This is a genomic window from Streptomyces sp. NPDC045431 (assembly GCF_040646655.1).
Lineage (GTDB): Bacteria > Actinomycetota > Actinomycetes > Streptomycetales > Streptomycetaceae > Streptomyces.
In genome coordinates this window covers 253368-278124 of sequence record NZ_JBEZAQ010000005.1, presented here as the reverse complement: position 1 = coordinate 278124, position 24757 = coordinate 253368, and the positions used below count along the sequence as shown (strand labels likewise).

The window sequence follows — 24757 nt, the reverse complement described above, 5'->3', positions numbered from 1 at the left end:
CACGGCCGTCCACATGTGGTCAGAACCGCATCCTTCTCACCTGGACACGCCCTTTCCCGTCGGCTGGGATGGACGCGTGGCAACTGATACCCAGTCAGACGTCTCCGACGTCACCGGCATCGCCGAGGTCTTCGAAGCGCAGCGGCCCGTCCTGACCGGCGTGGCCTACCGGATGCTCGGCCGTGTCGCCGACGCCGAGGACGTGGTCCAGGAGGCATGGCTCCGCTGGTCGGGCGCCGACCACGCCGCCGTCCGCGACGCGCGCGCCTTCCTCGTACGGATCACCACCCGGCTCGCCATCGACCGGCTCCGCCAGGCGCAGGCGCGGCGCGAGTCGTACGTCGGACCGTGGCTCCCCGAGCCCGTCACCACGGACTTCGGGCCCACCGTCCCGGACACCGCCGAGCGCGCCGTGCTCGCCGACTCCGTCTCGCTCGCCGTCCTGGTCGTCCTGGAGTCCCTCTCGCCGCTGGAGCGCGCCGTGTTCGTGCTGCGCGAGGCGTTCGGCTTCCCGTTCGCGGAGATAGCCACCACCCTGGACCGGTCCGAGGCGGCGGTGCGCCAGCTCGCCGGCCGCGCCCGGCGCCACGTGGACGAGGGCCGGCGCCGGTACGACGTGGACCCGGCCGAGCGCCGTGACCTCACCGAGCGCTTCCTGGCCGCGGCCGCCGGCGGCGACCTGGGCGAGCTGCTCGCCCTGCTGGCACCCGACGTCCGGCTGGTCGGCGACAGCGGCGGCAAGGCCAAGGCGCCGCTGCGCGTCATCGAGAGCGCCGACAAGGTGGGCCGCTTCTTCTTCGCCATCGCCAAGGCGCCCCTGCCGGGCTCGGAGTACCGCTACACCGAGATCAACGGCGCCCCCGCGCTGGTCGTACTCGTGGACGGAAAGCCCGAAACCCTCATCCAGGTGGAAGCGGTCGACGGCCGGATCCACACCGTCTACGTCATCCGCAACCCGGACAAGCTGGCCGCTCTCACGCTGCCGCGACCGCTGCCGTAAGCGGCTGGTCCGCCTCCTTTCCCACCGGCCCCGCGCTCCCCTCCCGGACGCGGGGCCGGCGCGCTCCCACGCTCGTGTCCGGCGCGCATTGGTCTTGACCAAGGGGGAGCGCCCCCTTATGGTCGGTCGGAGGGTTAGTGCAGGAACCTTTAATAAACAAGGCACGGAAAGCCGCCGGGGCAGGGCGATCGCGGAGGATCAGGGTGGGGACCACGCAGCTGGAATCGGTGCCGGAGCCCAAGTACTGGCACCTCAAGACCGTGATCAGCGAGGCGCTGGACTCGGATTTCGCGGTGGGGGAGATCCTGCCCAACGAGCGTGAACTGGCCGCCCGTTTCGGCGTCGCCCGTGCCACGCTGCGCCAGGCGCTCGAACAGCTCGAACTCGAAGGCCGCCTCCAGCGCCGCCGCGGGGTCGGCACCACCGTGGCCCCGCCGCGCGTGGGCGTCGACGTCTCCACCACCCAGCACCAGTGGCCCGGCCCGGGCGACGAGGCCTGGGAGCCGGTCGACTGTGTCTCCACCGTGCCGCCCGCCGCCGTCGTGCGCCTCCTCGACCTCGCCCCCGACGCCGACGAGGCGGTTCACTCCGTACGCCGCCTGCGCGTGACGCACGGCCAGCCGGTCGCCGCCGAGCAGCTGTACGTCCCCACCGCCTCGGTGCCGGACCTCACCGCCATCCAGGCACCCTCCGGCCCGGCCCGCGCCCGTACCGTCCTGCGCGAGCTGCAGCGCCTCACCCTGGAGGGCCAGGAGCGCGCCGTCGAGCTGGGCTCCGCCCGCGCGGACGACGCCAGGGAGCTCGACCGGCTGCCCGGCGCCCCGGTGCTCGTCGTCACCACGCGGTACGTCTCCGAGGGCCGTACGGCGGCGGTCTCGGTGGCCACGTACCGCGCCGACACCTGCCGGCTGACCTTCGGCGACGCGGGCGACTTCCAGATCGCGTCCTGACGGCGTCACCCGAGCACGCCGCGCCCTCACCCGCGTGGTCGGGCCAGGCGCGCACGGGCCACGGGTCAGGGGATACCGGCCCGCCGTCTCACTCTTCAGCGGCGGGCCGTCACCGTGCCCTCCACCGCGAAGAGCTGCTCCTCCACGTGCTCCAGCGCCAGTCGCAGCGCACCCGTCGCCACCGCCGCCTCACCCAGCATCGACAGCACCACCCGCGGCGGGCGCAGGCAGAACCGCGCCAACTCCTCCCGCAGCGGCGGGAGTATCCCGTCCAGACCGGCCGCCCAGCCGCCGATCACCACGACCTCCGGGTCCAGCGCCAGCACCAGGGCCCCCACGTCGTGCACCAGCCGCTGGATGAACCGCTCCACCGCCGCCCGCGCCCGCGCGTCGCCCTTCCGGGCCAGCGCGAACACCTCCGCCACCGCGTGCTCGTCCAGCGGGTGCAGCGGCTCGTCGGTCGTCGACAGCAGCTTCTCCGGCGTCGCCCCCCGCCCCAGCAGGTGCAGCGCGCCGATCTCCCCGGCGGCCCCGCCGAAGCCCCGGTGCAGCCGCCCGCCGATCAGGGAGCCGGCCCCGGGACTCAGCCCGGCGAGCACGAAAACGATGTCGTCCGAGTCGGTGGCGGCGCCCTTCCACTGCTCGGCCACCGCAGCCGCGTTCGCGTCGTTCTCCACCAGCACCGGGCAGCGGAACGAACGCCGCAGCCGCTCGCCCAGCGCCAGTCCGGTCCAGCCGGGCAGCGCCGTACCGAGCCGTACCGTCCCGTCCGCCTCCACGATGCCGGGCGTGCCGACGCCCACGGCGCGCAGATTGCTGCGCGGCACCCCCGTGCGCCGGAGCACATCGGCGACGACCGTCCGCACGCGCTCCAGCCGCTCGTCCGCCGAAGCCGTCTCCGAGACCTCCCGGGACCCCGCTCCTATGATCCGGCCGTCCAGCCCCGAGATGAGCGCGGCCACCCGGTGCGGGCCGATCTCGACGCCCATCAGGTGCCCCGCCTCCGCGCGGAACCGGAAACGCCGCGCCGGCCGCCCCTGGCGCCGGGCCTCACCCTCCTCGGCCGCTGCCTCGACCACCAGACCGGTCTCGATGAGCCCTTCGACCACGCCCTCGACGGTGGGCCGGGACAGGCCCGTGATGCGGGTGAGGTCCGTGAGCGTACGCGCGTCGGAGCCCCGCAGCGCATGGAGTACCACCGCGGAGTTGATCCGCCGCAACAGCGACGGATCTCCGCCGGTCAGCCGGCCCACCGTGTGTCCTCCCAGCTCGAACGCGTGTCTGCGGATCGTACTCAATGCCCGGACGGTCGGCGAGCGGCGCCCGGCGCCCGGCCCGGCGGGCCACCGGGCCGGTTCCGACGGTGCCGCGAAACCCGCCGCGTACGCGCCGATCACCGCCTGCGTGCGGTCACGGGAAGGCTGGCCCGGCAAGATCGATCTTGCCTAGCATGTGCACGCCACTGACTGGGCGGCACGCCGCCCCGACGAAAGCGAACCATGCATCTCAAGCGGATCATCGCTGCGACCACCGCCCTCGTCTCCCTCTCTCTCGTCACCGCCTGCGAGGACGCCGACGCCGACCGCACGCCCGCCGTGTCCGGCCCCACCACCGGGCCCGGCCCCTCCAAGGACGGCGGCGCCCACGCCGACACGCTCCAGCAGGCGCAGGTCTACGTCCAGCGGTACGCCTCGTGCGAGCGGATGAGTACGGACCCGACCGACGGCCGGCTGCCGCTCACCGAGTTCACCGCCCCCGGCAAGTGGTCGGTGACCGAGCGCGGGGTGTGCAGCGACCGCGTCGGGCACGGCGAAATCGTCTTCTACATGTTCTCCGACATGAAGGCGTTCCAGGAGGGCTACAAGCAGCGCGTACTGACGAAGATCGCTTCCGGGGACCCGGACTACGGCCTGTTCAGCCGCGTGCTCGTGGGGGAGAACTTCGCCGTCACTCCCACCGAGACCGCGACCGCGCTCAAGCTCTCCCGCTCGGACCTGCGCGTCCTGACCTGCAACCCGACAGCCCGCGTGCCCGAGGGTTACCAGCAGCAGAAGGGCCCGGTCGACGGCTGCGTCCTGAGCGACTTCGTGGCGAGCGAGGACGGGGACGGCAGTCCCAACCTGGAGACCCCGAAGGACCCGGCCACGGAAGGTGAGGCCCCGCAGCCGGACCAGCCCCGGGCGGGAAGCCCGGGCCTGCCGCGAGCGGGGAGTCTGACCGAGCTGAAGCAGCTGGTGCACCCGCACACCGTCGACTGCACCGGCTACTCGACCGACCCCGCCACCGTCGCCATCGAGTCGATCGACTACCAGCCCGTGATCACCGGCGCCCCCCGCGACTGGGGCGTGAAGGAGCGGGCGATCTGCGGCGAGACCGGTGGAGCGCAGCGCGCGCACCACCTCACCTGGCTGGACATGGTGAGCGACATGGAGCTCCTGCAGACCCGCGCGAAGGCCGCCCAGCAGGAGGACCTGAAGGACGACAACCGCTTGAAGGCCACCGCGAGCAGGCTGCTCGTCGGCCAGAACATCGCGGTGGAGACCAACGACGTGGCCGTCCGCAACGGCCTGTACCAGCTGCAGTTCCTCTCCCTGAACTGCCGGCCCGGCTTCTCCGCCCCGGCCGGCTACCGCGTGGAGAAGGCGAACGTCGAGGGCTGTGTACTGACCAACTACGAGCCGGGGGCCGAAGTCGGCGGCCACTGAGCACGGCGACGCCGACACGGTGTGCCGGGCCCGCCCCACCGGCCCCGGGAGCGGGCGGGTCTGCTCGCCCTCGCGTCCGGGCCGGGCGTCACGAGCCTGGCGTGCCCACCGGCAGAAGACCTGCGGCATCGAGCACGGTGGACGCGGGCAGGGAGAGCGCGTGAGCCAGCTCGTGCAGCTCCTGCTCGGTGGGGCGGATCGGGCCGGTGGCGCCGTCAACGGCGAACACCCGGATACGTGGGGTGCGGATACCGGTCAGTTCCGCGAGCGCCTGGGCGTTCAGATGGCGGCGGCGCATGGTGTCACGCAGCAGCTGTGCGAGGTCGGGCATCTCCCACCTCCGGGAGGGGGTTTGCACGGAACGTTACCCACCCGCCTGCCCCGAAACGTCGTGAGCAACCAGGCCGCCCACTGTCATGTCGCTGCGGCCGGACCCGCGGGAGGGCCGCCGGACTCACGAGACACCGGCATATGTGCTGAAGGTCACTTCTGGCTCGCGGGTCTCGGGGTATTCGCTTCGGGCACACACGTGATCGAAACGGGGAGGCTCAACCTTGTTCGCGTACGTGATGACCGGGCCGGGTGCCATAGCGAGGGAACGGCTGGACGACCCGGTCTGCGCTCCCGACGAAGTCGTTCTGCGGACGGAAGCGGTGTCGGTGTGCTCCACCGACATCTCGTACTACCGGGGTCATCTCATACCGGAGGTCTGGCCGATCGTTCCAGGGCACGAGTACGTCGGGCGGGTGGTGGAGGTCGGTAAGGAGTTACACGGGCTGGTCGGCGAGGGCGAGCGGCTGACCTACTGGGGGCAGACGGACTTCGGCGGCATGGCCGAGTACCGGGCGTTACGGCCGCTGTTCCCTCGCGACGCCCCTGAACGGGAGCGCGTCTGGCATACCGGCCGGAACTTCTACGACGCGGCCCAGGCCGCGGCCGTACGCGTCCCGCACGACCTGTCCGCGAGCCTGGCCACGCTCGCGGAACCGCTGACATCGGTCATGCGGTCCCTGCTGGTCAATCCGCCGCAACCCGGAGACAACGTCGTCCTGCTGGGCTGCGGCCCGAGCGCGCTGCTCGCCCTGCAGGTCCTCACGCGCTGCATGGGCGCGGGCCATGTGGTGGCCATCGACCACAACCAGGACCGGCTCGACGCCGCCGTCCGCCTGGGCGCCGCCGAGGTGTTCAACCCGGTGCGGCAGGCCGACGAACTGGAGGCGTTCGTCGCCGAGCACCAGGACCACTTCGCCGACTACGTCTTCGACGCGTTGCCGCACGTGGAGTTCGACGCTCATGGATACGACGTCCGCGAGCTGGCGATGATGCTGCTGTGGCCCGGACGCAACTACGTCGTCTACGGTGCCACTTCGCTGCCGCAGAGCCTGAAGACGTGGCTCATCCTGGCCAAGGGGCTCAAGGTTCAGGCCGCGCCTTTCGACGTCCGCATGTTCCCCATGCGCCGTACGGCCCATGTGCTCCGTACAGCCGTAGGTCTGCTCCGGCAAGGTGTAGTCGACGTGGCCCCCCTGCTCACCGCGACCGTCGATGCCGACGACGACACCGCTGTGCGGAACGTTTTTCGCCACTACGGGGTCGGGGGGTCGCTGAAGACCTCCATCAGTTTCACCGCCGCATGGGACGGAAGCAGGCAGGAGGGCCCTCGTGCAGCAGCCGACCGCGGGTAAGACCGGTGTGGATGCCGACGTGCGCCCTGCCGGCGCGGCACGTGCGGCGGTCAGCGTCTTCTTCTTCGTGCTGGGCGCGGGATTCGGATCGTGGGTCGTACGGATTCCGGACGTCCAGCAGGACATCGGCCTCAGCAAGGGCTCCCTGGGTGCCGCCCTGCTGGCCGTCACGGTGGGGTCTCTGATCGGTATGCCGCTCGCCGGCTGGCTCGGCACCAGGCTGGACGGAGCCTGGGTGCTCCGGTTGTCCGGCGCGGTCCTGGCACTGTCGGTAGCCCTTCCGCCGTACGCAACCGGGTGGTGGAGCCTGGCCGCCGCCCTGGTCGTCCTGGGACTCGGGAACGGGGCACTCGGCGTGGCCATGAACGTCCAGGGCTCCCTCGTCGAACGCACCGTACAGCGCCCCATCATGTCGTCCCTGCACGGCGTGTTCAGCATCGGCGGGCTGACGGGCTCGTTGGCGGGGGGCGCCCTCTCCTCCGCGGGCGTCACCCCGCAGCTCCATCTCTCCGCGACCGCCCTCACCCTGTTGTGCCTCACCTTCGCGGCGGCCCCCTGGCTCCTGCCGGCCCCCGCCAACCGGGAGGGACGCGCCCCGGTCTTCGCCCTGCCCGACAAGGTGGTGCTCACGGGGGGAGTGGTGGCCTTCTGCGTCCTGTTCGGGGAAGGAGCGGTCAGCGACTGGAGTGCGGTCTACCTCAAGACCGACCTTTCCTCGCCGGCGCTGGCGGGCATCGGGTACGCGGCCTTCGCCGGAGCCATGGCCGCAGGCCGACTGGCCGGCGACCGCTTGGCCGAAGCCGCGGGACCCCGCCGACTGGTCACCCTGGGCGGACTGATCGGCACCGCGGGCATCTCCGCCGTGGTGCTCATGCCTGAACCGCTGGTCGCCATACCGGGTTTCGGCCTGATGGGTCTGGGTCTCTCGGTCGTGTATCCCCAGGTGCTCAGCGCCGCCGGAGCCGGCTCCCCCTCACCGGACACGGCCATCGCAGCCGTGTCCACCATCGGGTATCTCGGCTTTCTCATCGGCCCACCGGCCATCGGGGGGCTGGCCGAGATGACGTCACTTCGCCTGGCACTGGTCCTTGTGGCGGTCTGCTCGGCCCTGATCATCCCTCTGGCACACCGGGCACTCGCCACCGCCCCGTCCGCACATCGGTGAGCCGGCTCGTGAGGGCACCGTGATCAAGCGCCCCACGCGGCGTGACGGCCGGGTGGGCGGCGGCGGTCCTCCCTGGCCGGGTGGCTCTGCCCCCGGCCAGGGAGGCCTGACGGAACGCCAATTGTCAGTGGCTGCGGCTTTACTGGACCCATGACCACCGCTCGGCACCTGGCGACCATCGATCGGCTGCGCTCCCGCCCCTTCCCCGGGCAGCGCGGCAGATCGGACGCGGGCGACAGCGGCCCCGGCTACCACATCGCCGAGCTCGCCACGAGCGAGGAGTTCTGGGACGACGACGGCACGCGGCGCGCGCTCGTCGAGGAGCAGTACGAGGCGGAGCGCGACGCGCTGGCGGTGCTGTTGACCGCGCGCTGGGCCGAGCCGCAGAGCTTCAGCCTGTGGTCGGTCTTCGACCGGGGCATGGCGGGCGAGGAGATACCGGACCCCTGGGACATCCTCAGCAGCTCCGTGCCCGACGTCCACCTCTGGCGCGTGGACGGGCTCTGGATAGCCCTGGGGGTCTCGCACTGGGACAAGGAGCTGCCGTTCCAGCTGCTCGCCGTCGTCACGGAGACGGACCCGCCCTAGGGGGTGTCTCGCCGATCTTGCCGGGCTCGCGCGGCCTGGCACCGCTCCCTGACCCCGCCTGATCCGAAAGAGAGGCGCCCTAGCCGTCCTGGCCGGGGCTCTCCTGCGCCGCTTCCCGCAGCCGGGCGAACTCCTCCGCCATCGTCTCCAGCGTCCAGTGGGCGTTGAGGCCGCTGGGGTTGGGCAGCACCCAGATCCGGGTGTCGCCGATCGTCCGCTCCTGCGGGCCTATCCGGGCCTTGCGGTCGTGGAAGGCCGTGCGGTACGCGGTGACACCGGCCACCGCCAGCCAGCGCGGGCGCAGCCGCGCCACCTTCAGCGCCAGCAGCCGGCCGCCCTCGCGGAACTCCTCCTCGCTCAGCTCGTCGGCGCGCGCGCTCGCCCGGGCGACCACGTTGGTGATGCCGAGGCCGTACGAGAGGAGTTCGTGCTGCTCCGCCGGCTTCAAGCGGCGGGGCGTGAAGCCCGACCGGTGCAGCACCGGCCAGAAGCGGTTGCCGGGCCGGGCGAAGTGGTGGCCCGTGGCGGCCGACATCAGGCCGGGGTTGATGCCGCAGAACAGCACGGACAAGCCGCCCGCGATCACATCGGGCACGATGCGGTCGCGAGCGGCTTCCAGTTCCTCAGGTGTCATACGGGTCGTGTGCCCCGAGGTCAGAGGATCGCACCGGGCGCGTACCCGGCGGCGTCCGGGTGCTGCTTGGCGATCTCCTCGATCCGGGCCACCACGGCACCGACCTGGTCGGCCGCCGCGCCCGTGAACGACAGCTTGTCCGCCATCGCCGCGTCCAGCTGCGCCCGGTCCAGCGGGATGCGGTCGTCGGCCGCGAGCTTGTCCAGCAGCTCGTTGCGCTCGGCGCCCTGCTCCCGCATGGCCAGCGCGGAGGCGACGGCGTTCTCCTTGATGGCCTCGTGCGCGACCTCGCGGCCCACCCCGGCGCGCACCGACGCCATCAGCACCTTGGTGGTCGCCAGGAACGGCAGGTAGCGGTCCAGCTCGCGGGCGACGACCGCCGGGAAGGCGCCGAACTCGTCGAGCACCGTCAGGAAGGTCTCCAGCAGGCCGTCCAGCGCGAAGAACGCGTCGGGCAGCGCCACGCGGCGCACCACCGAGCAGGAGACGTCACCTTCGTTCCACTGGTCCCCGGCGAGCTCGCCGGTCATCGAGGCGTAACCGCGCAGGATGACCATCAGGCCGTTGACACGCTCGCAGGAGCGGGTGTTCATCTTGTGCGGCATCGCCGACGAGCCGACCTGGCCGGGCTTGAAGCCCTCGGTGACCAGCTCGTGCCCGGCCATCAGCCGGATCGTCTTCGCCAGCGACGACGGCGCGGCGGCCAGCTGGACGAGCGCCGTGACGACCTCGTAGTCGAGCGAGCGCGGGTAGACCTGGCCCACCGAGGTGAAGGCGTGCCCGAAGCCCAGGTGATGGGCGATCCGCCGCTCCAGCTCCGCCAGCTTCTCGGCGTCGCCGCCCAGCAGGTCCAGCATGTCCTGCGCGGTGCCCACCGGGCCCTTGATGCCGCGCAGCGGGTAGCGGCCCAGCAGCTCCTCCACCCGGGCGTACGCCACCAGCAGCTCGTCGGCCGCGGTCGCGAAGCGCTTGCCGAGGGTCGTGGCCTGCGCGGCGACGTTGTGCGAGCGCCCCGCCATGACCAGCTCGCCGTACTCGCCCGCCAGCTTGCCCAGCCGGGCGAGCACCGCCACCGTGCGGTCGCGCATCAGCTCCAGCGAGAGCCGGATCTGCAGCTGCTCGACGTTCTCCGTGAGGTCGCGGGAGGTCATGCCCTTGTGGACCTGCTCGTGGCCCGCCAGCGCGTTGAACTCCTCGATCCGCGCCTTCACGTCGTGGCGCGTGACCTTCTCGCGCTCGGCGATCGACGCCAGGTCGACCTGGTCGAGCACCCGCTCGTAGTCGGCGAGGGCGGCGTCCGGCACCTCGATCCCGAGGTCCTTCTGTGCGCGCAGCACGGCGAGCCACAGCCGGCGCTCCAGCTTCACCTTCTGTTCGGGGGACCAGAGGACGGCGAGCTCCGCGGAGGCGTAGCGGCCGGCGAGGACATTGGGGATGCGAGGCTTCGCAGACGCAGCAGTCACGTGACCAGATTCTAGCTGGCGGTTTGTGCAGGCCAGCGCCACGGTCCGGTTCGTCGGATGCTACGAGGCGGCGTTGCCCCGCGGAACGGAGTCGCTCCCCGGAGCCGGCAGCTCCGGCGAGTGCCTGGTGCCCGACGCCTCGGACCGTACCCCGGACCGCGCCCCGCGCGACGCCGGTGACCGCACCTCGGACGGTGCCTCGGTCGGGGCCTCCGTCGGCGTCTCGGCCGGCGGCTCGCGCCGCACGCCGGTCAGCACCTCGTACGGCAGCAGCTCCGGCCGCTTCGCCGGGCGGCCGTCGCCCGACGAGCGGCCCGTCAGCCGCCGCCCGATCCACGGCCCGAGGTGCTGCCGCGCGAACCGGGCGTCGCTCAGCCGCCGGGCCGCCCAGCCCGGCCGTACGGCAGGGGGCAGCGGCGCCCGCCAGTCCTCCTCGGCCTCCAGCCCCAGCGCCTGCCACACGGCCTCCGCCACCCGCCGGTGCCCCTCCGCCGTCAGGTGCAGCCGGTCCACGTCCCACAGCCGCTGGTCGCCCAGCACCTCGGCGCCGTAGAGGTCGACCACCAGCGCGCCGTGCCGGGCCGCGAGCTCGTCGATGTACGCGAAGAGCTCCTCCATGCGGGGCCGGAAGCGCTCCATCACCGGGCCGTTGCGGCCGGGGCTGCGCATGAGCACCAGCCGGCCGCACGACGGGGCGAGGCGCTCCACCGCCTCCTCCAGCAGGCCGCGCACCCGCCCCATGTCGCACTTCGGGCGCAGCGTGTCGTTGAGCCCGCCGACCAACGTGACGACGTCCGCCTTCATGGCCGCCGCGAGGCCCACCTGCTCCTCGACGATCTGGCCGATCAGCTTGCCGCGCACGGCGAGGTTCGCGTACCGGAACCCGGGCGCACGGGCGGCGAGGCGGCCCGCCAGGACGTCGGCCCAGCCCCGGTAGGAGCCGTCGGGGAGGAGGTCCGACATGCCCTCGGTGAAACTGTCGCCCACCGCGACGAAACTGGTGTAGGTGGCATTCATCTCCATGGCGGGGTGATCGTATCGCCAGGCCCTAACCCGCCCGAGGGCGGCCCACCAGCTCCCGCAGCACGTCCTCCATCGTGACGAGCCCGGCCAGTTTGCCGTTGTCGTCCAGGACGGCCGCCAGGTGCGTGCGGCTGCGGCGCATCGCCGTCAGGACGTCGTCCAGCGGCGTGGCCGCCCGCACCCGGGCGATCGGCCGCATCGCCGACACCGGGAACGGCAGGTCGCGCGGGAACACGTCCAGCGCGTCCTTCACATGGAGGTAGCCGAGGATGCCCCGGGTGGCGTCCACCACCGGGAAGCGCGAGAACCCGGACCGCGCCGACAGCTCCTCCAGCTCGGCGGGCGTCGTCCCGACCCGCGCGTACACCACCCGCTCCACCGGCATCACCACGTCGCGCACCGGCCGGCGACCCAGCTCCAGCGCGTCGTGCAGCCGCTCCGTCGCCCGGTCGTCCAGCAGTCCCGCATGCGCCGCGTCCGTCACCATCCGCGCCAGCTCGTCGTCCGAGAACGTCGCCGAGACCTCGTCCCGCACCTCCACGCGGAGCAGCCTCAGCAGCGCGTTGGCGAACGCGTTGATCGTGAAGATCACCGGACGCAGCGCCCGGGTCAGCGCCACCAGCGGCGGCCCGAGGAGCAGCGCGAGCCGCGTCGGCTCGGCCAGCGCGACGTTCTTCGGCACCATCTCGCCCAGCAGCATGTGCAGGTACGTGGCCACCGACAGCGCGATCACGAACGAGATCGGGTGCACCAGCCCGTGCGGTACGCCCACCGCGTCGAAGACCGGCTCCAGCAGGTGGGCGATCGCCGGCTCGGCGACCACACCGAGCACCAGCGTGGAGAGCGTGATGCCCAGCTGAGCCGCCGCGAGCAGCGCGGAGACGTGCTCCAGGCCCCAGATGACGCTGCGCGCCCGCCGGTCCCCGGCCTCGGCGTACGGCTCGATCTGGCTGCGGCGCACCGAGATCAGGGCGAACTCGGCGCCGACGAAGAAGGCGTTGACGACGAGCGTCAGGAAACCGATCAGGAGCTGGATCGCGGTCATCGGCCGGCCTCCCCGGAGCCACCGGCGCGGCGGCCGCCGTCCTTGTGGTCAGGTGACCCGTGGTCGTCATGCGCCCCGCCCAGGGGCTCCCTGGGCGCATGCAGCAGCACCCGCGCGGCCCGGCGCCCGGAGGCGTCCACCACGTCGAGCCGCCACCCCGCGAGCTCGATCCGGTCGCCGACGACCGGTATGCGGCCCAGCTCCGTCGCGATGAGCCCGGCGAGCGTCTCGTACGGCCCCTCCGGCACGCGCAGCCCGATCGTCTCCAGCTGGTCGGTCCGCGCGGCGCCGTCCGCCGACCACAGCAGCCGGCCGTCGGCGTCCTCGCCCACCCGCGCGAGGTCCGGTGTCTCGTGCGGGTCGTGCTCGTCGCGCACCTCCCCGACCACCTCCTCGACGATGTCCTCCAGCGTCACGACACCGGCCGTGCCGCCGTACTCGTCGATGATGACCGCCATCGTCCGCTTGCCGGAGAGCCGGTCGAGCAGCCGGTCCACCGTGAGCGACTCCGGTACGAGCAGCGGCTCCCGCAGGATCTCGGTGACCGGCGTCCGCGGCCGCCGCTCGGCCGGGATGGCCAGGACGTCCTTGATGTGCGCGGTGCCGATCACCGTGTCGAGGCCGCCCCGGTACACCGGGAACCGCGACAGGCCGGTGGCGCGTGTGGCGTTGGCGACGTCCTCCGCGGTGGCCTGCGCCTCCAGGGCGGTCACCTGCACGCGCGGGGTCATGACGTTCTCGGCGGTCAGCTCGGCGAGGTTCAGGGTGCGGACGAACAGCTCCGCCGTGTCCGCCTCCAGGGCGCCCTGCTTGGCGGAGTGGCGTGCCAGGGCCACCAGCTCCTGCGGGCTGCGCGCGGAGGCCAGCTCCTCGGCCGGCTCCAGGCCGAGCCGGCGCACCAGGCGGTTCGCGGTGTTGTTGAGGTGGCCGATCAGCGGCCTGAAGGCGGCGCTGAAGATCCGCTGCGGAGTGGCGACGACCTTGGCGACGCCCAGCGGGGAGGAGATCGCCCAGTTCTTGGGGACCAGCTCGCCGACGACCATTAGGACCACCGTCGACAGACCCGTGCCGATGACGAGCGCGATCGACGACGCGACCGACGCCGACAGCCCCATGTCCTGGATCGGTCCCCGGATCAGCTTGGCGATCGACGGCTCGGAGAGCATGCCCACGATCAGATTGGTGACGGTGATGCCGAGCTGCGCCCCGGAGAGCTGGAAGGTGAGGGAGCGTACGGCCTTGAGGGCGCCGGGCGCGCCGCGCTCACCCCGCTCGACCGCCCGTTCGAGCTCGCTCCGCTCGATGGTGGTGAGGGAGAACTCGGCCGCGACGAACCCGCCGCACGCCACGCAGAGCAGCAGCGCCACGACGAGCAGAAGGACTTCGGTCATCGCTTCACCTCCGTCCCATGGTCGGACAGGGAGCGGAGGAATGCGCGATGTCGCGTACCGGGGGGCTCGCCCATGGGCGGACGCTCACACCTTTCGGTCGATTCGGTCGGTCGGGTCGGTCGGTCAGTCGGGTCGGTGTGTCGGTCGGGTCGGTCGGGTCGAGTGGGTCGGTCGGAGTCTTCTCCGGCGGATGCCCACCAATGGTAAAAGGACGGTAAAGCGCTCAGACCTCCAGGGGTCCACTCGCCGACGACTCGCCGCCCAAGGGCTTGATCCAGCTGCTCCAGTGCGACTCCCGGGTGTAGCCGGCGGCCCGCCACGCGTGGTGCGCCGACGTGTTCCGGTCGAGGACCATGGCGTCACCGCGCCGCCCCCCGAGGCGTACGAAACGTTCCTCGGCGGCCGCGAGCAGCGCCCCACCGACGCCCTGGCGGCGATGGTCCGGATGGACGGCCAGCCGGTACAGGTGGCAGCGCCAGCCGTCGAAGCCGGCGATCACCGTGCCCGCGAGCTCGCCGTTCCGCTCGGCGAGGAGGAGCGCTTCCGGGTCGCGGGCGACCAGGCGCTCGACGCCGTCGCGGTCGTCGCTGATGCTGGTGCCCTCGGCGGCGATCTTCCAGAAGGCGAGGACGGCGTCGAGGTCGGCCGGTCGGGCGGCCCGTATCCGAAGATCGTTCATGCGCTCCATCCTCCACGACGCCCCGCGGCCGGTACACGTCCCTTGTCGCTGCTAGCGCGGCCGCGCTAGCGTGAAGTGTGGCCAAGACCCAGCTGAACGTTCGCGTGGACGAATCCACCGCCGAAGCCGCCCGCCGCCGGGCGCAGCAGCGGGGTGTCAGCGTGAACCGCTACATCGAGGAACTCGTCCAGCAGGACGCCGGGGAAGTGGGACGCACCTTCGTCGAGGCGGCGGCCGACTTCATGAAGCAGTACGAAGCCGTCTTCGCGGAGGAGTTCGGCGCCGCGGAGCACCGGCCGCCGGAGGACCATCCGGCGAAGGGCGGCGGCAAGCGCGCCAAGGGCAAGCGGTGAGTGATCCGCGTCGAGCGGCGTCCGGCCGGGGGCGTCCGGCGGTGCAGAGGGCGGGCGCCGTCTCCGGATGAGCCTCTCCATCGACCTCGCCTGGCTCCTCATGGTCGCCGAGCACAAGACCCCCGGCGACCCCCAGGTCATCGACTGGGGCGCGCTCGTCGCGGCCGTCGCGCGGCACGACGCCGAGATCTTCGGTACGGCCGTCTACGCGGACCCGCCCGCGCGCGCCGCCGCGCTGCTCCAACTGCTGCTGCACGTCCCGGCCCTGGAGCACTCCAACGCGATGTTCGCGTCCGCCGTCGCGTACGGCTACCTCGTCGCCTGCGGCCTCAAGGTGGTGACCTCGCCCGAGCAGGTGCGGGACCTCGCGCGCCTGGTCAAGGCGGGCGAGGCGGACGTCCGCGCCATCGCGGCGGAGCTGCGGCAGTGGAGCCTGTGAACCTCCTAGGGGACGGGGCGCCGCGTCGCATGCGCCTCCCGGTAGCGCGAGGGCGGGATGCCGTAGCGGCTGGTGAAGGCCTGGCGAAGGGTCTCGGCCGACCCGAAGCCGCACCGGGCGGCCACGCTCGCCAGCGGTAGCGTGGTGGACGCGAGGAGGTGCGCGGCGGCCTCGGTACGGGCCTGGCGTACGAACCGGCCCGGCGTCTGACCGAGGTGCTCCAGGAACAGCCGGGTGAGGTGGCGCGGGGTCACGCCCGCGAGCGCGGCCAGCGCCACCGTGCTCAGATCGCCGTCCAGGTGGCCGGTGATGTGGTCGACGAGCCGCCGTACCAGGTCGTCGCGGGGCGGGGGAGCGGCCGTGAAGAGGCTCATCTGGGCCTGGTTGCCCGGGCGTTGCAGGTAGGTGACCAGGTGACGGGCGACCTGCCGGGCCAGCTCGGCGCCGTGGTCCTCCTCGATGAAGGCGAGGGTGAGGTCGAGTGCGCTCGTGATGCCCGCCGCCGTGGAGATGTTGCCCTCGCGGATGTAGATGGGGCTCGGGTCCACGGTGACCTCGGGGTGACGGGCGGCCAGCCGGGCCGCGAACTGCCAGTGCGTGGTGGCGCGGTGGCCGTCCAGCAGCCCGGTGGCGGCCAGGATCGCGGCCCCGGTGCACACGGAGGCCACGCGCCGGCTCTCCTTGGCCAGGCGGCGGACATGCCCCACGAGCCGCGGGTCGGCGGCCGCCCGCTCAACCTCCAGGCCGCCCGAGACGACGAGCGTGTCGAGCGGGCCGACGAGCCGCTCCAGGGACTGCTGGCTGAGCAGCGTGAACCCCGAGCCGCAGACGATCGGCCCGCCGCCCGGCGCCACCAGGACCACGTCGTACTGGCGGGCCAGGGAGCCGAGGTGGTTCGCCATGACGAGGGTGGTGGTCACGCACGCGATGTCCAGCAGCTCGGCCGTGTCGAAGCCGACCACGGCCACTCGCCGATCCGTCATGCGAGGACCCTATGCCGGAAGGACCGGTACCCCAAGGTTCGGGACATGACCGCGCGGACCGTACGCGGACGGGGGCCGGCGGGCCGGAGAGTGGACTCGTCCACGACCGCCCCCTCGCCGCTCCGGGAGAGACCTCATGACCACTGACGCCGCCCGCGGAACCGAAACCGGAACCGGAGCCGGAACCGGGGCCGATGCGACACCGAGCGCGTCCGCGCCCGTAGGCCCCGCTCAGCCCGTCCAGCCCGCCCGGCTCTCCCGGCATTCGCCGCCTACCCCGTCTTCCCCGTCCTCCTCCCCGCCTACCTTGTCTTCCCGGCTCTCCGGAGTCCTGCGCCTCCTCGGGCACCGCTGGCCCACCTGGCTCGCACTCGCCGTGGTGGCCGCGACGTTCCTCGACGGAACCCCGCCCGTGGCACGCCTGGCGGCCCTCCTCGCCCTGATGCCGCTCTTCTACCTGGCCTTCGGCGCGCTGCGCGGCCACCTGCGCGGCCCCCGTGTCCTCGCCCTCCAAATCGCCGGGCTGTTGCTCTTCGCCGCGGTCGCGCTGGTGGCGCTGACGGCCGACCGGACGACCGCGCACTACCTGCTGGCGGCCGGCTGGTTCGCCCACGCGGTCTGGGACTTCGCCCACCACCGCGCCGACCGGGTGGCCCCCCGTGCCTGGTCGGAGTGGTGCTGCGTGGTGGACCTCCTCGGCGCGGCGGCGATCCTCCTCGCGGCCTGACGGACGGGACGGGCGCGACGGGAGGACCCTGCCCGTCAGGCCCCGGCGTCGCCGCTCAGCCGGCAGCGGCGTCGCCGAACCACCTGGGCAGGTGACCGAGCAGACCCTGCTGATCGTCCCCGACCCAGGCCACGTGACCGTCCGGGCGCAGCAGCGCCGCGGGAACGTCCAGTTCCTCGCTGACCTCCACGACGTGGTCGACCCGGTCCGCCCAGCCCGCTGCCGACAGCCGGCCAGTCTGGTCCAGCAGCAGCCCCCGGCCGCCGCGCATCCGGTCGTAGAGGCGCCCCCGCTTCAGCTTCAGGTCCCGCAGCCGCCGGCCGACGAGTTCGTGCCCCTCGCCGAGGTCGTAGCGGACCGCGATCGCGGTGATCTTCTCGATCAGGTAGCGGTTCACCTCCTCGAACTCCATCAGTTCGCCCATCAGCCGGCGCACGGCCCGGGCGCCCGGCTCGGAGGACAGCAGCTCGGTCTGCGCGCGGGTGTTGTCGAGTACGTCGGCGGCCACCGGGCGCCGCTCCGTCTGGTAACTGTCCAGCAGCCCCTCCGGCGCCCAGCCGCGCACCTCGGCGGCCAGCTTCCAGCCGAGGTTGAACGCGTCCTGGATACCGAGGTTGAGCCCCTGCCCGCCGGTCGGCGGGTGAACGTGCGCCGCGTCACCGGCCAGCAGCACCCGGCCGACGCGGTAACGGTCCGCCAGCCTGGTGGCGTCACCGAACCGGGACAGCCAGCGGGGCGAGTGCACGCCGAAGTCGGTCCCGGCGAAGTCCCGCAGCCGCCGCTTGAACTCCTGGAAGGTCGGCGGGACCGTGCGATCCTCCGCTACGCCGTCGGCGGGCACGATCACGCGGTAGGTCCCGCCTTCCAGGGGCATGGTGCCGAACCGCCATTCGGTCTTGCGGACCTCCGCCACCACGGCCGCGAGCTCCTCGGGGCCCATGGCCACTGCCATCTCCCCGAGCAGCGTCTCGACCCTGGCGGGCTCTCCGGGGAAGCCCACGCCGAGCAACTTGCGCACGGTGCTGCGGCCGCCGTCGCAGCCGACGAGGTACCGCGCGCGCAGCCGCGTGCGCCCCCCGGCGGCCACGCCCCCCTCGCCGGGGGCGCCCCCACCGGCCAGCTCGACGGTCACCCCGTCTTCGTCCTGGCTCAGCCCCACCAGCTCGCAGCCGCGCCGGACGTCGGCGCCGAGCTCGGTGGCGCGCTCGGCCAGCAACCGCTCGGTGGTGCTCTGCGGGATGCCGAGGACGTACGAATGCGCCGTGTCCAGCCCGGCGGGCCACGAGGTGCCGATGCCCGCGAAGAACCCGCCGGTCTCGTACTTCCGGCCGAGCGGGAGGAACCGCTCCAGCAGGCCCCGCTGGTCCAGCACCTCGATGCTGCGCACGTGGAGGCCGAGCGCGCGGGCCTGCCTGCTCGGCTCCGTCAGCCTGTCCAGCACCACCACGTGGACACCGTGCAGCCGCAGTTCGCCGGCCAGCATGAGACCGGTCGGTCCGCCCCCGGCGATGATCACATCGATCATGAAATGAATCCCCCATTCAGCGAGACGAGCTAGCTGACCTGCGCAGACCGGCAAAGCACCCGTACTTCGCGAATCCCTGATTTCCGCAGGTTCCGGCTCAGGTGGGGGATTCTGCAGCACTACGGGGGCCTTGCCGCAAGGCCCCCAGTGCGCTATACGTTGAGAGTGGCAAGGAGTGGGTAACCTCCTTGCCTTTGCTTTTTGCGCGCGGCTTTACGGTTCGAGAATGTGCCGGAGATAGGCGTGCGGGTCGGCGAGGTAGCGGCGCCAGTGGTCCACGACGCCGAGTTCGCGCCACGCGACCCGCCGTATGCCGTGCTCGCCGACCTCCAGGATGTCCGCGCCCGGCAGGGCGGTGAGCAACGGCGAGTGCGTGGCACAGATGACCTGGCCGCCCTCCTTGGCCAAGCGGTCGATGTGCCCGATCAGTTCCAGGCAGGAGGAGAAGGAGAGCGCCGCCTCCGGCTCGTCCAGAATGTAGAGCCCGGCGTGGAGGAACTTCCCGCGGAACGCCGCGAGGAAGCCCTCGCCGTGGCTGACGGAGCCGGGCGAGAAACCCTCCCTGTCCAGGGCGTCCAGCGCGGTCTCGGCCCGCAGGAAGAAGCCCTTGCGGGCCGACCAGCTGGTGGCCATACGGCGCCCGCGCCCCGATGCCCCGTCGAACCTCATCCGCTCGCCGAGCGTCGACTTGCTGCGCGGGGAGGAGTAACGCCAGTCGTGGGACCCGCCGTAGGAGTCCAGACCGAAGCCCTCGGCCAGCGCCTCGACCAGGGTCGACTTCCCCGAGCCGTTCTCACCGACCAGGAAGGTCACCGGTGCGGTGAAGCTCAGTCCTTCGTCGACCAGCTGGCGGACGCAGGGCACCGACCAGGGCCAGGCGCTCTCGTCGTACGAGGAGAGATGGACATAAGCGCGTTCGACAATCACGCGCCCAGTGTCCCTCCGGCTCCGGAAACGCCCCGCCGAGGCGGCGGAGCCCGCCGGTCCTCGCGATGTTTCCCACAGCCCCGTCCCACCCGGCTCAGACGGCCCTCCGGCCGCGCTCCACCAGGCTCTCCCGGCCGCCGCGCGCCGCCACGTACCCACAAAAAGGTGGCTACTGCCCAGCGGTCCGATGCGTCACGCTCGCTGCACGATGGCCCGCACGACGCTAGCGTCAACTTCGTGATCGTATGGCTCAACGGCACCCACGGCGCAGGCAAGACGACGACCAGCGCGCTCGTCCAGCAGCTGATCCCGGACTCACGGGTGTTCGACGCCGAGAAGGTCGGCGAGACACTCATGGACATCACGCCAGGACTGCCTGCGACGGACAACTTCCAGCACTGGCCGCCATGGCGGCCCCTCGTGGTCGAAACCGCCCGACGCATCCTCGACTACACCGGCGGAACCCTGGTGATGCCCATGACCGTCCTGGTCGAGCAGTACTGGCGCGAGATCAGCTCGGGCCTTGCCCAGCATGGCATTCCGGTCCGGCACTTCGTCCTCCATGCCGACCAGGACACCCTCCGCGCGCGCATCGCGGGCGACATCGATCTCGGCCCCAACTCCCCGTTCCGTCTCCAGTACCTCGAGCCCTACGCCGAGGCGGCCCGCACGTGGCTGCATGCCGAGGCCGAGGTCGTCGACACCACGCACCTCACCCCCGCACAGGCCGCCCGGCAGATCGCAGAGGCCGTCAGGAGTCTCAGTAGTCGAGCTCCACGTAGTCGATGTCCGTGAACTCCACCTGGAGGCCCGCCGCCCGCCGCCCGCGGTCCTTGAAGTACTGCTCCTGAAGGGCCTCGGCGGCGATGGCGCGCAGTTCCTGTTCGGCCGCGCCCGCCGCCTGGGCGTCGAAGAGGCGGGCCGCGTAGGCGGGGGGAAGGTGCTGGGTGATCAGGCGCAGGCGGCTGTCGTCGGTCGAGCCGGGGGCGGCCGTGAAGCCGAAGCGGGCGCGCGTCTCGATCACGATGCCGCCGGTCGTCGCGGCCGCCTCGCGGGCCCGCTGCCGGACGCGCGGCTGCCAGGACTTGCGGACCTCGGCGAGCAGCCGCGCCGCCAGCTCCGGCCGCGGGTGCTTGATCTGGCCCTTGACGTACCGCTCCACCGTGCGCTGCGAGACGCCCAGGCGTCGCGCCACCGCGCGCGTGGAGCCCTTCTCGCTGCGGACGAGGAACCGCACCTGCGCCGGAGCCGACTTGGGGAGGGGGCGCGTGAAGGTGTGCTCCGCGGCCCGTTCGAGGCTGTCGCCCAGGATGCCCATCGCTCGGTCCTACTCCCCGTCCGCCACGGCGTCCGTGCCCTTGATGTGCCGGGCCGGATTGTGGCCCTCGTCCAGCAGGCGCACCGCCCACATCAGGGACTGCGTGCCCTCGTGCTTGACCATGCCCGGCGATACGCCGAGCCGGAAGCCGCCCGGCAGCGGCTTGCCGTCCGGGGTGCGCGGCAGGAAGTCCAGCGGGCTGGGGCCGTCGGACAGGTACACGGCGCAGTCGGACAGCACCGCGATCGGGAACAGCCCCGCCCCCTCCGCGAGCCGCAGCATCTTGCGGTGCATGTTGACCCGGGCGGCCGCGATCACGGCCGCCCGGATGTCCGGGCGCCAGGTGGGGCGTTCCAGCGCGGGCCACCGCTCGCCGGGGCGGTATCCGGTGCCCTGCGGACGCTCCCGGAGCTTGCCGATGCCGCCCTTGACCGTCGCCTTGACGGCCGACAGGACGGCCGCCCGGCCCGGTTCCTTCGCCTTGTATCCCTCGGCCGCCTCCATCGCCGCGAGGAACTCCGCCTCCGGCATCCCCGCGCGCACGCCGAACTCCTCCATCGTCGCCAGATAGGCGTCGCGCAGCCGCGTGTACCAGGCGTCCAAGTAAGCGCCGTTCTCCGGGCGTACGTACGCCTCGACGGGCGCGACCGCGTGGCCCAGCTCGACGGCGTACGCGACGGTCGGGGTGGCGTACCACGCCGGCCCCTCCGGCCGTGCGCCGTGCGGCGTGAACGGGTTCGGCAGCCGCGGGTCCACCTCGACCGACGACAGGTCCACCAGCCAGGAGCCGGGCACCTTCTTGTCGAAGACCGGCGACGTGACGTGGACCGGGGCGCCCAGCCCGACAGTGAGGCGGTTCGCGGCCGCCGCGAACGCCATGTTCACGTCGATGCCGACGGCGTACGGCCGGGCGCACTCCGCGTCGGTGAGCAGCTCCGGATCGCGGATCCAGTCGTACGCCTCCTCGTCGAGCACCTGGTCGGGCGTGCGCTGGTGCCCGCGCGGGTACAGCGCCGCGACGACCGGGTGCTCGTCCGGAGCCTCCGGCGGCGCCGGGTCGACGGCCTCGGTGAGGGTGCCGGGGCTGGGCGCGGACACCCATGAGCCGGTGGCCTCGTCCTTCACCGCGCGCGTCGGCGGGCGCAGCGCGGTCATCAGCTGCAGACCGCAGACGGCGGTGGTCCCGCGCGGCGTGATGACCCGGGCGGCGTACGTCGCGAGCGTGTCGGCCAGCTCGGCCGGGGGCAGTCCGGCGGCCCCGCCCCACGTACGGCCGTCCAGCGCCCCCCACGGCAGGACGGCGAACTGCACGCACCGGCGGCGACTGCCCTGCGCCGGGCGGTACACCCAGGCCCAGGGCCCGAACCCGCGGCGCGTCAGCAGCCAGTCGGCCTTCCTGAGCCGCCGTACGACCTCGTGGTCGTCGGGGAGCCGCAGCCCGCGCCGGTCCGCCAGCTCGGCCGGCAGCCCGAGCCGTACGGCCGCCGACTCCGTCAGCACCACGAGCGGGTCGGCGTCCTGCCCGTTGCGGTGCAGCCGGGGCGCGCCCAGCCGTGCCTCGCCCAAGGCCCACTCGACGAGCGAGGGGATGTCGGTGGCCGGGCAGTCGAGGACGAGCCCCGCGGCGCAGTACGCGCTGCCGTCCCCGTCCAGCACGGCCACCGGGCCGTGCGCGAAGCGCTCGTCGACCGCCTCTCGGGCGGGGTCCTCGCTCCGCGCCGCCGGTGTACGGACGCGACCGGTCACCGTCCCGGGCCCAGCCCCGCCGGGCGCGCGCCGCCCCTGCGGCGCGGGCACCCGCCCGGCGGGGCCGTTTCCGTTTCCGTTGCCGCTGCCGCTGCCGCCGGCGCCGTACGGAGCCGGAACCGGAGACGTGGCCGGACTTTCCGCCGGAGCGGGAGCCTCCGCCGGAGCCGGAGCCGCGGCCGGACCCCCTGCGGGAGCGGAAGCCTCCGCCCGCACCGGAACCTCCTCCGCCGGAGCCGGAGCCCCCGCGACCGGTGCCGGAGCCTCCTCCGTCGGAGCCTGCTCCGCCGGTTCCGGCGCCGCGGCCTCCGGGTGCCGTTCCGCCAGCCCCGACAGCAGCCGCGCGTACGCCGCCCGCTTCGGCGGGCGCGGGTCCGAGCGGCCGGTTTCCCAGGACGTGATGGTCTCGCGGCGGACGGAGAGCGCCTGGGCGATCTGGTCCCGGCTCAGCCCCGCCGCCTCGCGCAGGCGGCGGCGCTCGGCCGGGGCGGGGAGGGCCGCCACCTGCTCCAGCAGCGCGTCGACCGCTGCGAACAGCTGCTCCTGCTCATCAGACACACGGTCACCCTAACGTCAGCCGCCCGGGCGCCGGGCCACCCCCAGCACGCACGGTGACGACGGCAGCTGCGGCCCCTTCTCCGGGAGGCGGAACCGGCGGTACGAGACGACCTCGAACCCCGCCGCCCCGAGCGCCGCCAGCGGGTCACGCGCCGTGTGGCACCCGCCGAAGAGCGCCGGCCACACCGTGCGGTCCAGGGCCCGCTGCGCCGTGGCCAGGGCCCGTCCCTCCGCCCGCCCGTGTTCGAAGAAGCGCAGCTCACCGCCCGGCCGCAGGACCCGCCGCAGCTCCGCGAGGGCGCGCGGCAGGTCCCGTACCGTACACAGCACCAGCGACGCCACCGCCGCGTCGAAGGCCTCGCTCTTGACCGGCAGCGCCTCCGCAACGCCCGGCACCACGTCCACCGGTACGTCGGAGCGCAGTGCCGCACTGACCGCCAACTGCCGCAGCCGCCGTTCCGGTTCGATGGCGACGACCTCGGAGACGGCTCCCGGGTAGTGGGCGAAGTTCAGGCCGTTCCCGGCGCCGATCTCGATGACGCGGCCGGAGAGCCCGGCCAGCAGCTCGTCGCGGTACGCGGCCACCCCGCCCTTCGTGTCCATCGCGACGCTCATGCGCGCGTAGAAGCGGGCGAAGAGGGGGTGGTGGACGGTGTCCCGCATCGCGGACCTCCCGGCGAGAGGGGGTGGGCGGACACCGTCAGTTTCCCCCCGTCAGCCGCCGACGAAGCAGAACTCGTTGCCCTCGGGGTCCCGCAGCACCTGGAAGCGGCCGTGGTCGTCCGTCACGATCTCGTCGACCCGCACCGCGCCGAGCCGTACCGCCTCGTCGGCCGCCGCCCCCACGTCGCCGCCCTCCAGGTCGAGGTGGAGCCGGTTCTTCGCCGCCTTGCCCTCCGGCACGCGCTGGAAGGCGATGCGTACGAACCCCGGCGGCTCCACGTACGACCAGCCGGGACTGCGGTCCACCGGCTCGCCGCCCAGCAGCGCGGCCCAGAAGCGGACCAGCGCGGCCGGGTCGGCGCAGTCGAACACGATCTCGTTCACTCGAGCACGCATGCTCGGCAGCCTACGACTCCCCAGCAGCGTACGACTCCCCAGCAGCGTACGACTGCTCAGCCGCGTACGACCGCTCAGCCGCCCACGGCCGCGGCGAACGCATCCGCGTCCCAGACACCCCCGAGCGCCGGGGCCAGCCACGTCGCCGCCCGCTCCCGGAAGGCGTCCACCGGCAGTGCCCCCGCGCCCGCGGGCACCGCGCCCAGCAGCGGCGCCCCGGCAGACTCGGGCAGGTCCGTGACGTTGCAGCGCTCGGCCAGGCCGGGCTCGTCCGGCCAGCTGCCGATGACCACGCCCAGCTGGGCCAGGCCGCGCGCCCGCAGCGCCTCGCCCGTCAGCGTCGCCATGTTGAGCGTGCCGAGCCCGGCGGGCGCCACGACCAGGACCGGCGCGTCCAGCAGGCGCGCCGCGTCCGCGAGGGTGCCGCCCTCGGCGTCGTACCGTACGAGGAGACCGCCGGCGCCCTCGACCAGGACCAGGTCGTACTCCTCGGCCAGCTTCCGCGCGGCCCGCGCCACCTCGTCCGGCGCCACCGGCGCCATCCCGGCGCGCCGCGCGGCCGTCGCCGGGGCCAGGGGCTCGGGGAAGCGGACCAGTTCGACGGGCGTGACACCCTCGCCGGCGAGGCGTACGACCTCGTCCGCGTCGCCGAGCTCGCCGGGGCCGACGCCCGTCTGCGCGGGCTTCAGCACGGCCACCGACCGGCCCGCCGCCCGCGCCACCGCGGCGACGGCCGCCGTGACGACGGTCTTGCCGATCTCCGTGCCCGTCCCACTGACCACCAGTACCGTCAT

Annotated in this window: 25 protein-coding genes and 1 pseudogene; 10 read left to right on the top strand and 16 right to left on the bottom strand. The window is 72.9% G+C overall.

Annotation, left to right across the window (positions count from 1 at the left end; all coding sequences use genetic code 11):
- The first annotated feature begins 13 nt into the window (after positions 1 to 13).
- Both AB0A69_RS14930 and AB0A69_RS14925 read left to right on the top strand, forming a co-directional pair.
- The gene (locus tag AB0A69_RS14930; RefSeq protein WP_361420810.1) at positions 14 to 1000 is read left to right on the top strand and encodes an RNA polymerase sigma-70 factor; all 987 of its coding nucleotides are present in this window, start codon (positions 14 to 16) and stop codon (positions 998 to 1000) included.
- 203 nt (positions 1001 to 1203) lie between these two features.
- On the top strand, positions 1204 to 1950 hold the full coding sequence (locus tag AB0A69_RS14925) for a GntR family transcriptional regulator (protein ID WP_361420531.1): 747 nt from the start codon (positions 1204 to 1206) through the stop codon (positions 1948 to 1950).
- Between the two features lie 95 nt (positions 1951 to 2045).
- Here the strand turns inward: AB0A69_RS14925 and AB0A69_RS14920 are convergent, their stop codons facing one another.
- The gene (locus AB0A69_RS14920; RefSeq protein ID WP_361420807.1) at positions 2046 to 3203 is read right to left on the bottom strand and encodes an ROK family transcriptional regulator; all 1158 of its coding nucleotides are present in this window, start codon (positions 3201 to 3203) and stop codon (positions 2046 to 2048) included.
- 246 nt (positions 3204 to 3449) lie between these two features.
- Here AB0A69_RS14920 and AB0A69_RS14915 point away from each other — a divergent pair, with 246 nt between their 5' ends.
- On the top strand, positions 3450 to 4655 hold the full coding sequence (locus tag AB0A69_RS14915) for a hypothetical protein (RefSeq protein ID WP_361420528.1): 1206 nt from the start codon (positions 3450 to 3452) through the stop codon (positions 4653 to 4655).
- An 88-nt stretch (positions 4656 to 4743) separates the two neighbouring features.
- Here the strand turns inward: AB0A69_RS14915 and AB0A69_RS14910 are convergent, their stop codons facing one another.
- Positions 4744 to 4986 (bottom strand): XRE family transcriptional regulator, encoded by a 243-nt coding sequence (locus tag AB0A69_RS14910; RefSeq protein WP_361420525.1) that lies wholly within the window; start codon positions 4984 to 4986, stop codon positions 4744 to 4746.
- A 223-nt stretch (positions 4987 to 5209) separates the two neighbouring features.
- Here AB0A69_RS14910 and AB0A69_RS14905 point away from each other — a divergent pair, with 223 nt between their 5' ends.
- The 3 genes from AB0A69_RS14905 to AB0A69_RS14895 all read left to right on the top strand — a co-directional run bounded on the left by AB0A69_RS14905 (position 5210) and on the right by AB0A69_RS14895 (position 8093).
- Positions 5210 to 6340 (top strand): alcohol dehydrogenase catalytic domain-containing protein, encoded by a 1131-nt coding sequence (locus tag AB0A69_RS14905; RefSeq protein WP_361420522.1) that lies wholly within the window; start codon positions 5210 to 5212, stop codon positions 6338 to 6340.
- On the top strand, positions 6318 to 7505 hold the full coding sequence (locus AB0A69_RS14900; RefSeq protein ID WP_361420519.1) for an MFS transporter: 1188 nt from the start codon (positions 6318 to 6320) through the stop codon (positions 7503 to 7505). The genes AB0A69_RS14905 and AB0A69_RS14900 overlap by 23 nt, the downstream gene beginning before the upstream one ends.
- 150 nt (positions 7506 to 7655) lie before the next feature.
- Positions 7656 to 8093, top strand: coding sequence for a hypothetical protein (locus AB0A69_RS14895; RefSeq protein WP_361420516.1), 438 nt, complete (start codon positions 7656 to 7658; stop codon positions 8091 to 8093).
- A 79-nt stretch (positions 8094 to 8172) separates the two neighbouring features.
- Here AB0A69_RS14895 and mug read toward each other — a convergent pair whose 3' ends face one another.
- The 6 genes and pseudogenes from mug to AB0A69_RS14865 form a co-directional block, all read right to left on the bottom strand.
- Positions 8173 to 8727: a G/U mismatch-specific DNA glycosylase gene (mug, locus tag AB0A69_RS14890; protein ID WP_361420513.1), complete on the bottom strand. Its 555-nt coding sequence runs from the start codon at positions 8725 to 8727 to the stop codon at positions 8173 to 8175.
- Between the two features lie 20 nt (positions 8728 to 8747).
- Positions 8748 to 10190 carry an adenylosuccinate lyase gene (gene purB, locus AB0A69_RS14885; RefSeq protein WP_361420510.1) on the bottom strand — a complete coding sequence of 481 codons (1443 nt, stop codon included), beginning with the start codon at positions 10188 to 10190 and terminating at the stop codon, positions 8748 to 8750.
- A gap of 258 nt (positions 10191 to 10448) precedes the next feature.
- Positions 10449 to 11213: pseudogene (locus tag AB0A69_RS14880) on the bottom strand (SGNH/GDSL hydrolase family protein); the annotation flags it as partial.
- Positions 11214 to 11238: 25 nt separating this feature from the next.
- Complete coding sequence (locus AB0A69_RS14875) at positions 11239 to 12258, bottom strand: hemolysin family protein (protein ID WP_361420507.1); 1020 nt, start codon at positions 12256 to 12258, stop codon at positions 11239 to 11241.
- Complete coding sequence (locus AB0A69_RS14870) at positions 12255 to 13649, bottom strand: hemolysin family protein (protein ID WP_361420504.1); 1395 nt, start codon at positions 13647 to 13649, stop codon at positions 12255 to 12257. Before AB0A69_RS14870 ends, AB0A69_RS14875 begins: the two co-directional genes overlap by 4 nt.
- 223 nt (positions 13650 to 13872) lie before the next feature.
- A complete protein-coding gene (locus AB0A69_RS14865) occupies positions 13873 to 14328 on the bottom strand; it encodes a GNAT family N-acetyltransferase (RefSeq protein ID WP_361420502.1) in 456 nt (151 codons plus the stop codon).
- Positions 14329 to 14405: 77 nt separating this feature from the next.
- On the opposite strand from AB0A69_RS14865, the gene AB0A69_RS14860 reads away from it, so the two are divergent.
- A complete protein-coding gene (locus AB0A69_RS14860) occupies positions 14406 to 14681 on the top strand; it encodes a toxin-antitoxin system HicB family antitoxin (RefSeq protein ID WP_361420499.1) in 276 nt (91 codons plus the stop codon).
- A 67-nt stretch (positions 14682 to 14748) separates the two neighbouring features.
- Positions 14749 to 15120: a fic family toxin-antitoxin system, toxin component gene (locus AB0A69_RS14855; RefSeq protein WP_361420496.1), complete on the top strand. Its 372-nt coding sequence runs from the start codon at positions 14749 to 14751 to the stop codon at positions 15118 to 15120.
- Positions 15121 to 15125: 5 nt separating this feature from the next.
- Here AB0A69_RS14855 and AB0A69_RS14850 read toward each other — a convergent pair whose 3' ends face one another.
- Positions 15126 to 16103 carry a GlxA family transcriptional regulator gene (locus AB0A69_RS14850; RefSeq protein ID WP_361420493.1) on the bottom strand — a complete coding sequence of 326 codons (978 nt, stop codon included), beginning with the start codon at positions 16101 to 16103 and terminating at the stop codon, positions 15126 to 15128.
- A gap of 307 nt (positions 16104 to 16410) precedes the next feature.
- On the opposite strand from AB0A69_RS14850, the gene AB0A69_RS14845 reads away from it, so the two are divergent.
- A complete protein-coding gene (locus AB0A69_RS14845) occupies positions 16411 to 16830 on the top strand; it encodes a hypothetical protein (RefSeq protein WP_361420490.1) in 420 nt (139 codons plus the stop codon).
- Positions 16831 to 16885: 55 nt separating this feature from the next.
- Here AB0A69_RS14845 and rox read toward each other — a convergent pair whose 3' ends face one another.
- Together rox and AB0A69_RS14835 are read right to left on the bottom strand one after the other, a co-directional pair.
- Positions 16886 to 18355, bottom strand: a complete 1470-nt coding sequence (gene rox, locus AB0A69_RS14840) for a rifampin monooxygenase (protein WP_361420487.1) — start codon at positions 18353 to 18355, stop codon at positions 16886 to 16888.
- 213 nt (positions 18356 to 18568) lie between these two features.
- Entirely contained in the window at positions 18569 to 19282 is a 714-nt protein-coding gene (locus AB0A69_RS14835; protein WP_361420484.1) for an AAA family ATPase, read from the bottom strand.
- A gap of 237 nt (positions 19283 to 19519) precedes the next feature.
- Between AB0A69_RS14835 and AB0A69_RS14830 the strand changes: the two genes are divergently transcribed.
- Positions 19520 to 20077 (top strand): AAA family ATPase, encoded by a 558-nt coding sequence (locus tag AB0A69_RS14830; protein ID WP_361420481.1) that lies wholly within the window; start codon positions 19520 to 19522, stop codon positions 20075 to 20077.
- On the opposite strand, the gene AB0A69_RS14825 is transcribed toward AB0A69_RS14830, so the two are convergent.
- The 5 genes from AB0A69_RS14825 to bioD all read right to left on the bottom strand — a co-directional run bounded on the left by AB0A69_RS14825 (position 20043) and on the right by bioD (position 24757).
- A complete protein-coding gene (locus AB0A69_RS14825) occupies positions 20043 to 20600 on the bottom strand; it encodes an XRE family transcriptional regulator (RefSeq protein ID WP_361420479.1) in 558 nt (185 codons plus the stop codon). The two genes, AB0A69_RS14830 and AB0A69_RS14825, sit on opposite strands and share 35 nt — an antisense overlap.
- A 9-nt stretch (positions 20601 to 20609) precedes the next feature.
- The gene (locus AB0A69_RS14820; protein ID WP_361420476.1) at positions 20610 to 22904 is read right to left on the bottom strand and encodes a helix-turn-helix transcriptional regulator; all 2295 of its coding nucleotides are present in this window, start codon (positions 22902 to 22904) and stop codon (positions 20610 to 20612) included.
- A 15-nt stretch (positions 22905 to 22919) separates the two neighbouring features.
- Positions 22920 to 23567 (bottom strand): class I SAM-dependent methyltransferase, encoded by a 648-nt coding sequence (locus tag AB0A69_RS14815; protein WP_361420473.1) that lies wholly within the window; start codon positions 23565 to 23567, stop codon positions 22920 to 22922.
- A 51-nt stretch (positions 23568 to 23618) separates the two neighbouring features.
- Complete coding sequence (locus AB0A69_RS14810) at positions 23619 to 23963, bottom strand: VOC family protein (RefSeq protein WP_361420470.1); 345 nt, start codon at positions 23961 to 23963, stop codon at positions 23619 to 23621.
- Positions 23964 to 24037: 74 nt separating this feature from the next.
- The gene (bioD, locus tag AB0A69_RS14805; RefSeq protein WP_361420467.1) at positions 24038 to 24757 is read right to left on the bottom strand and encodes a dethiobiotin synthase; all 720 of its coding nucleotides are present in this window, start codon (positions 24755 to 24757) and stop codon (positions 24038 to 24040) included.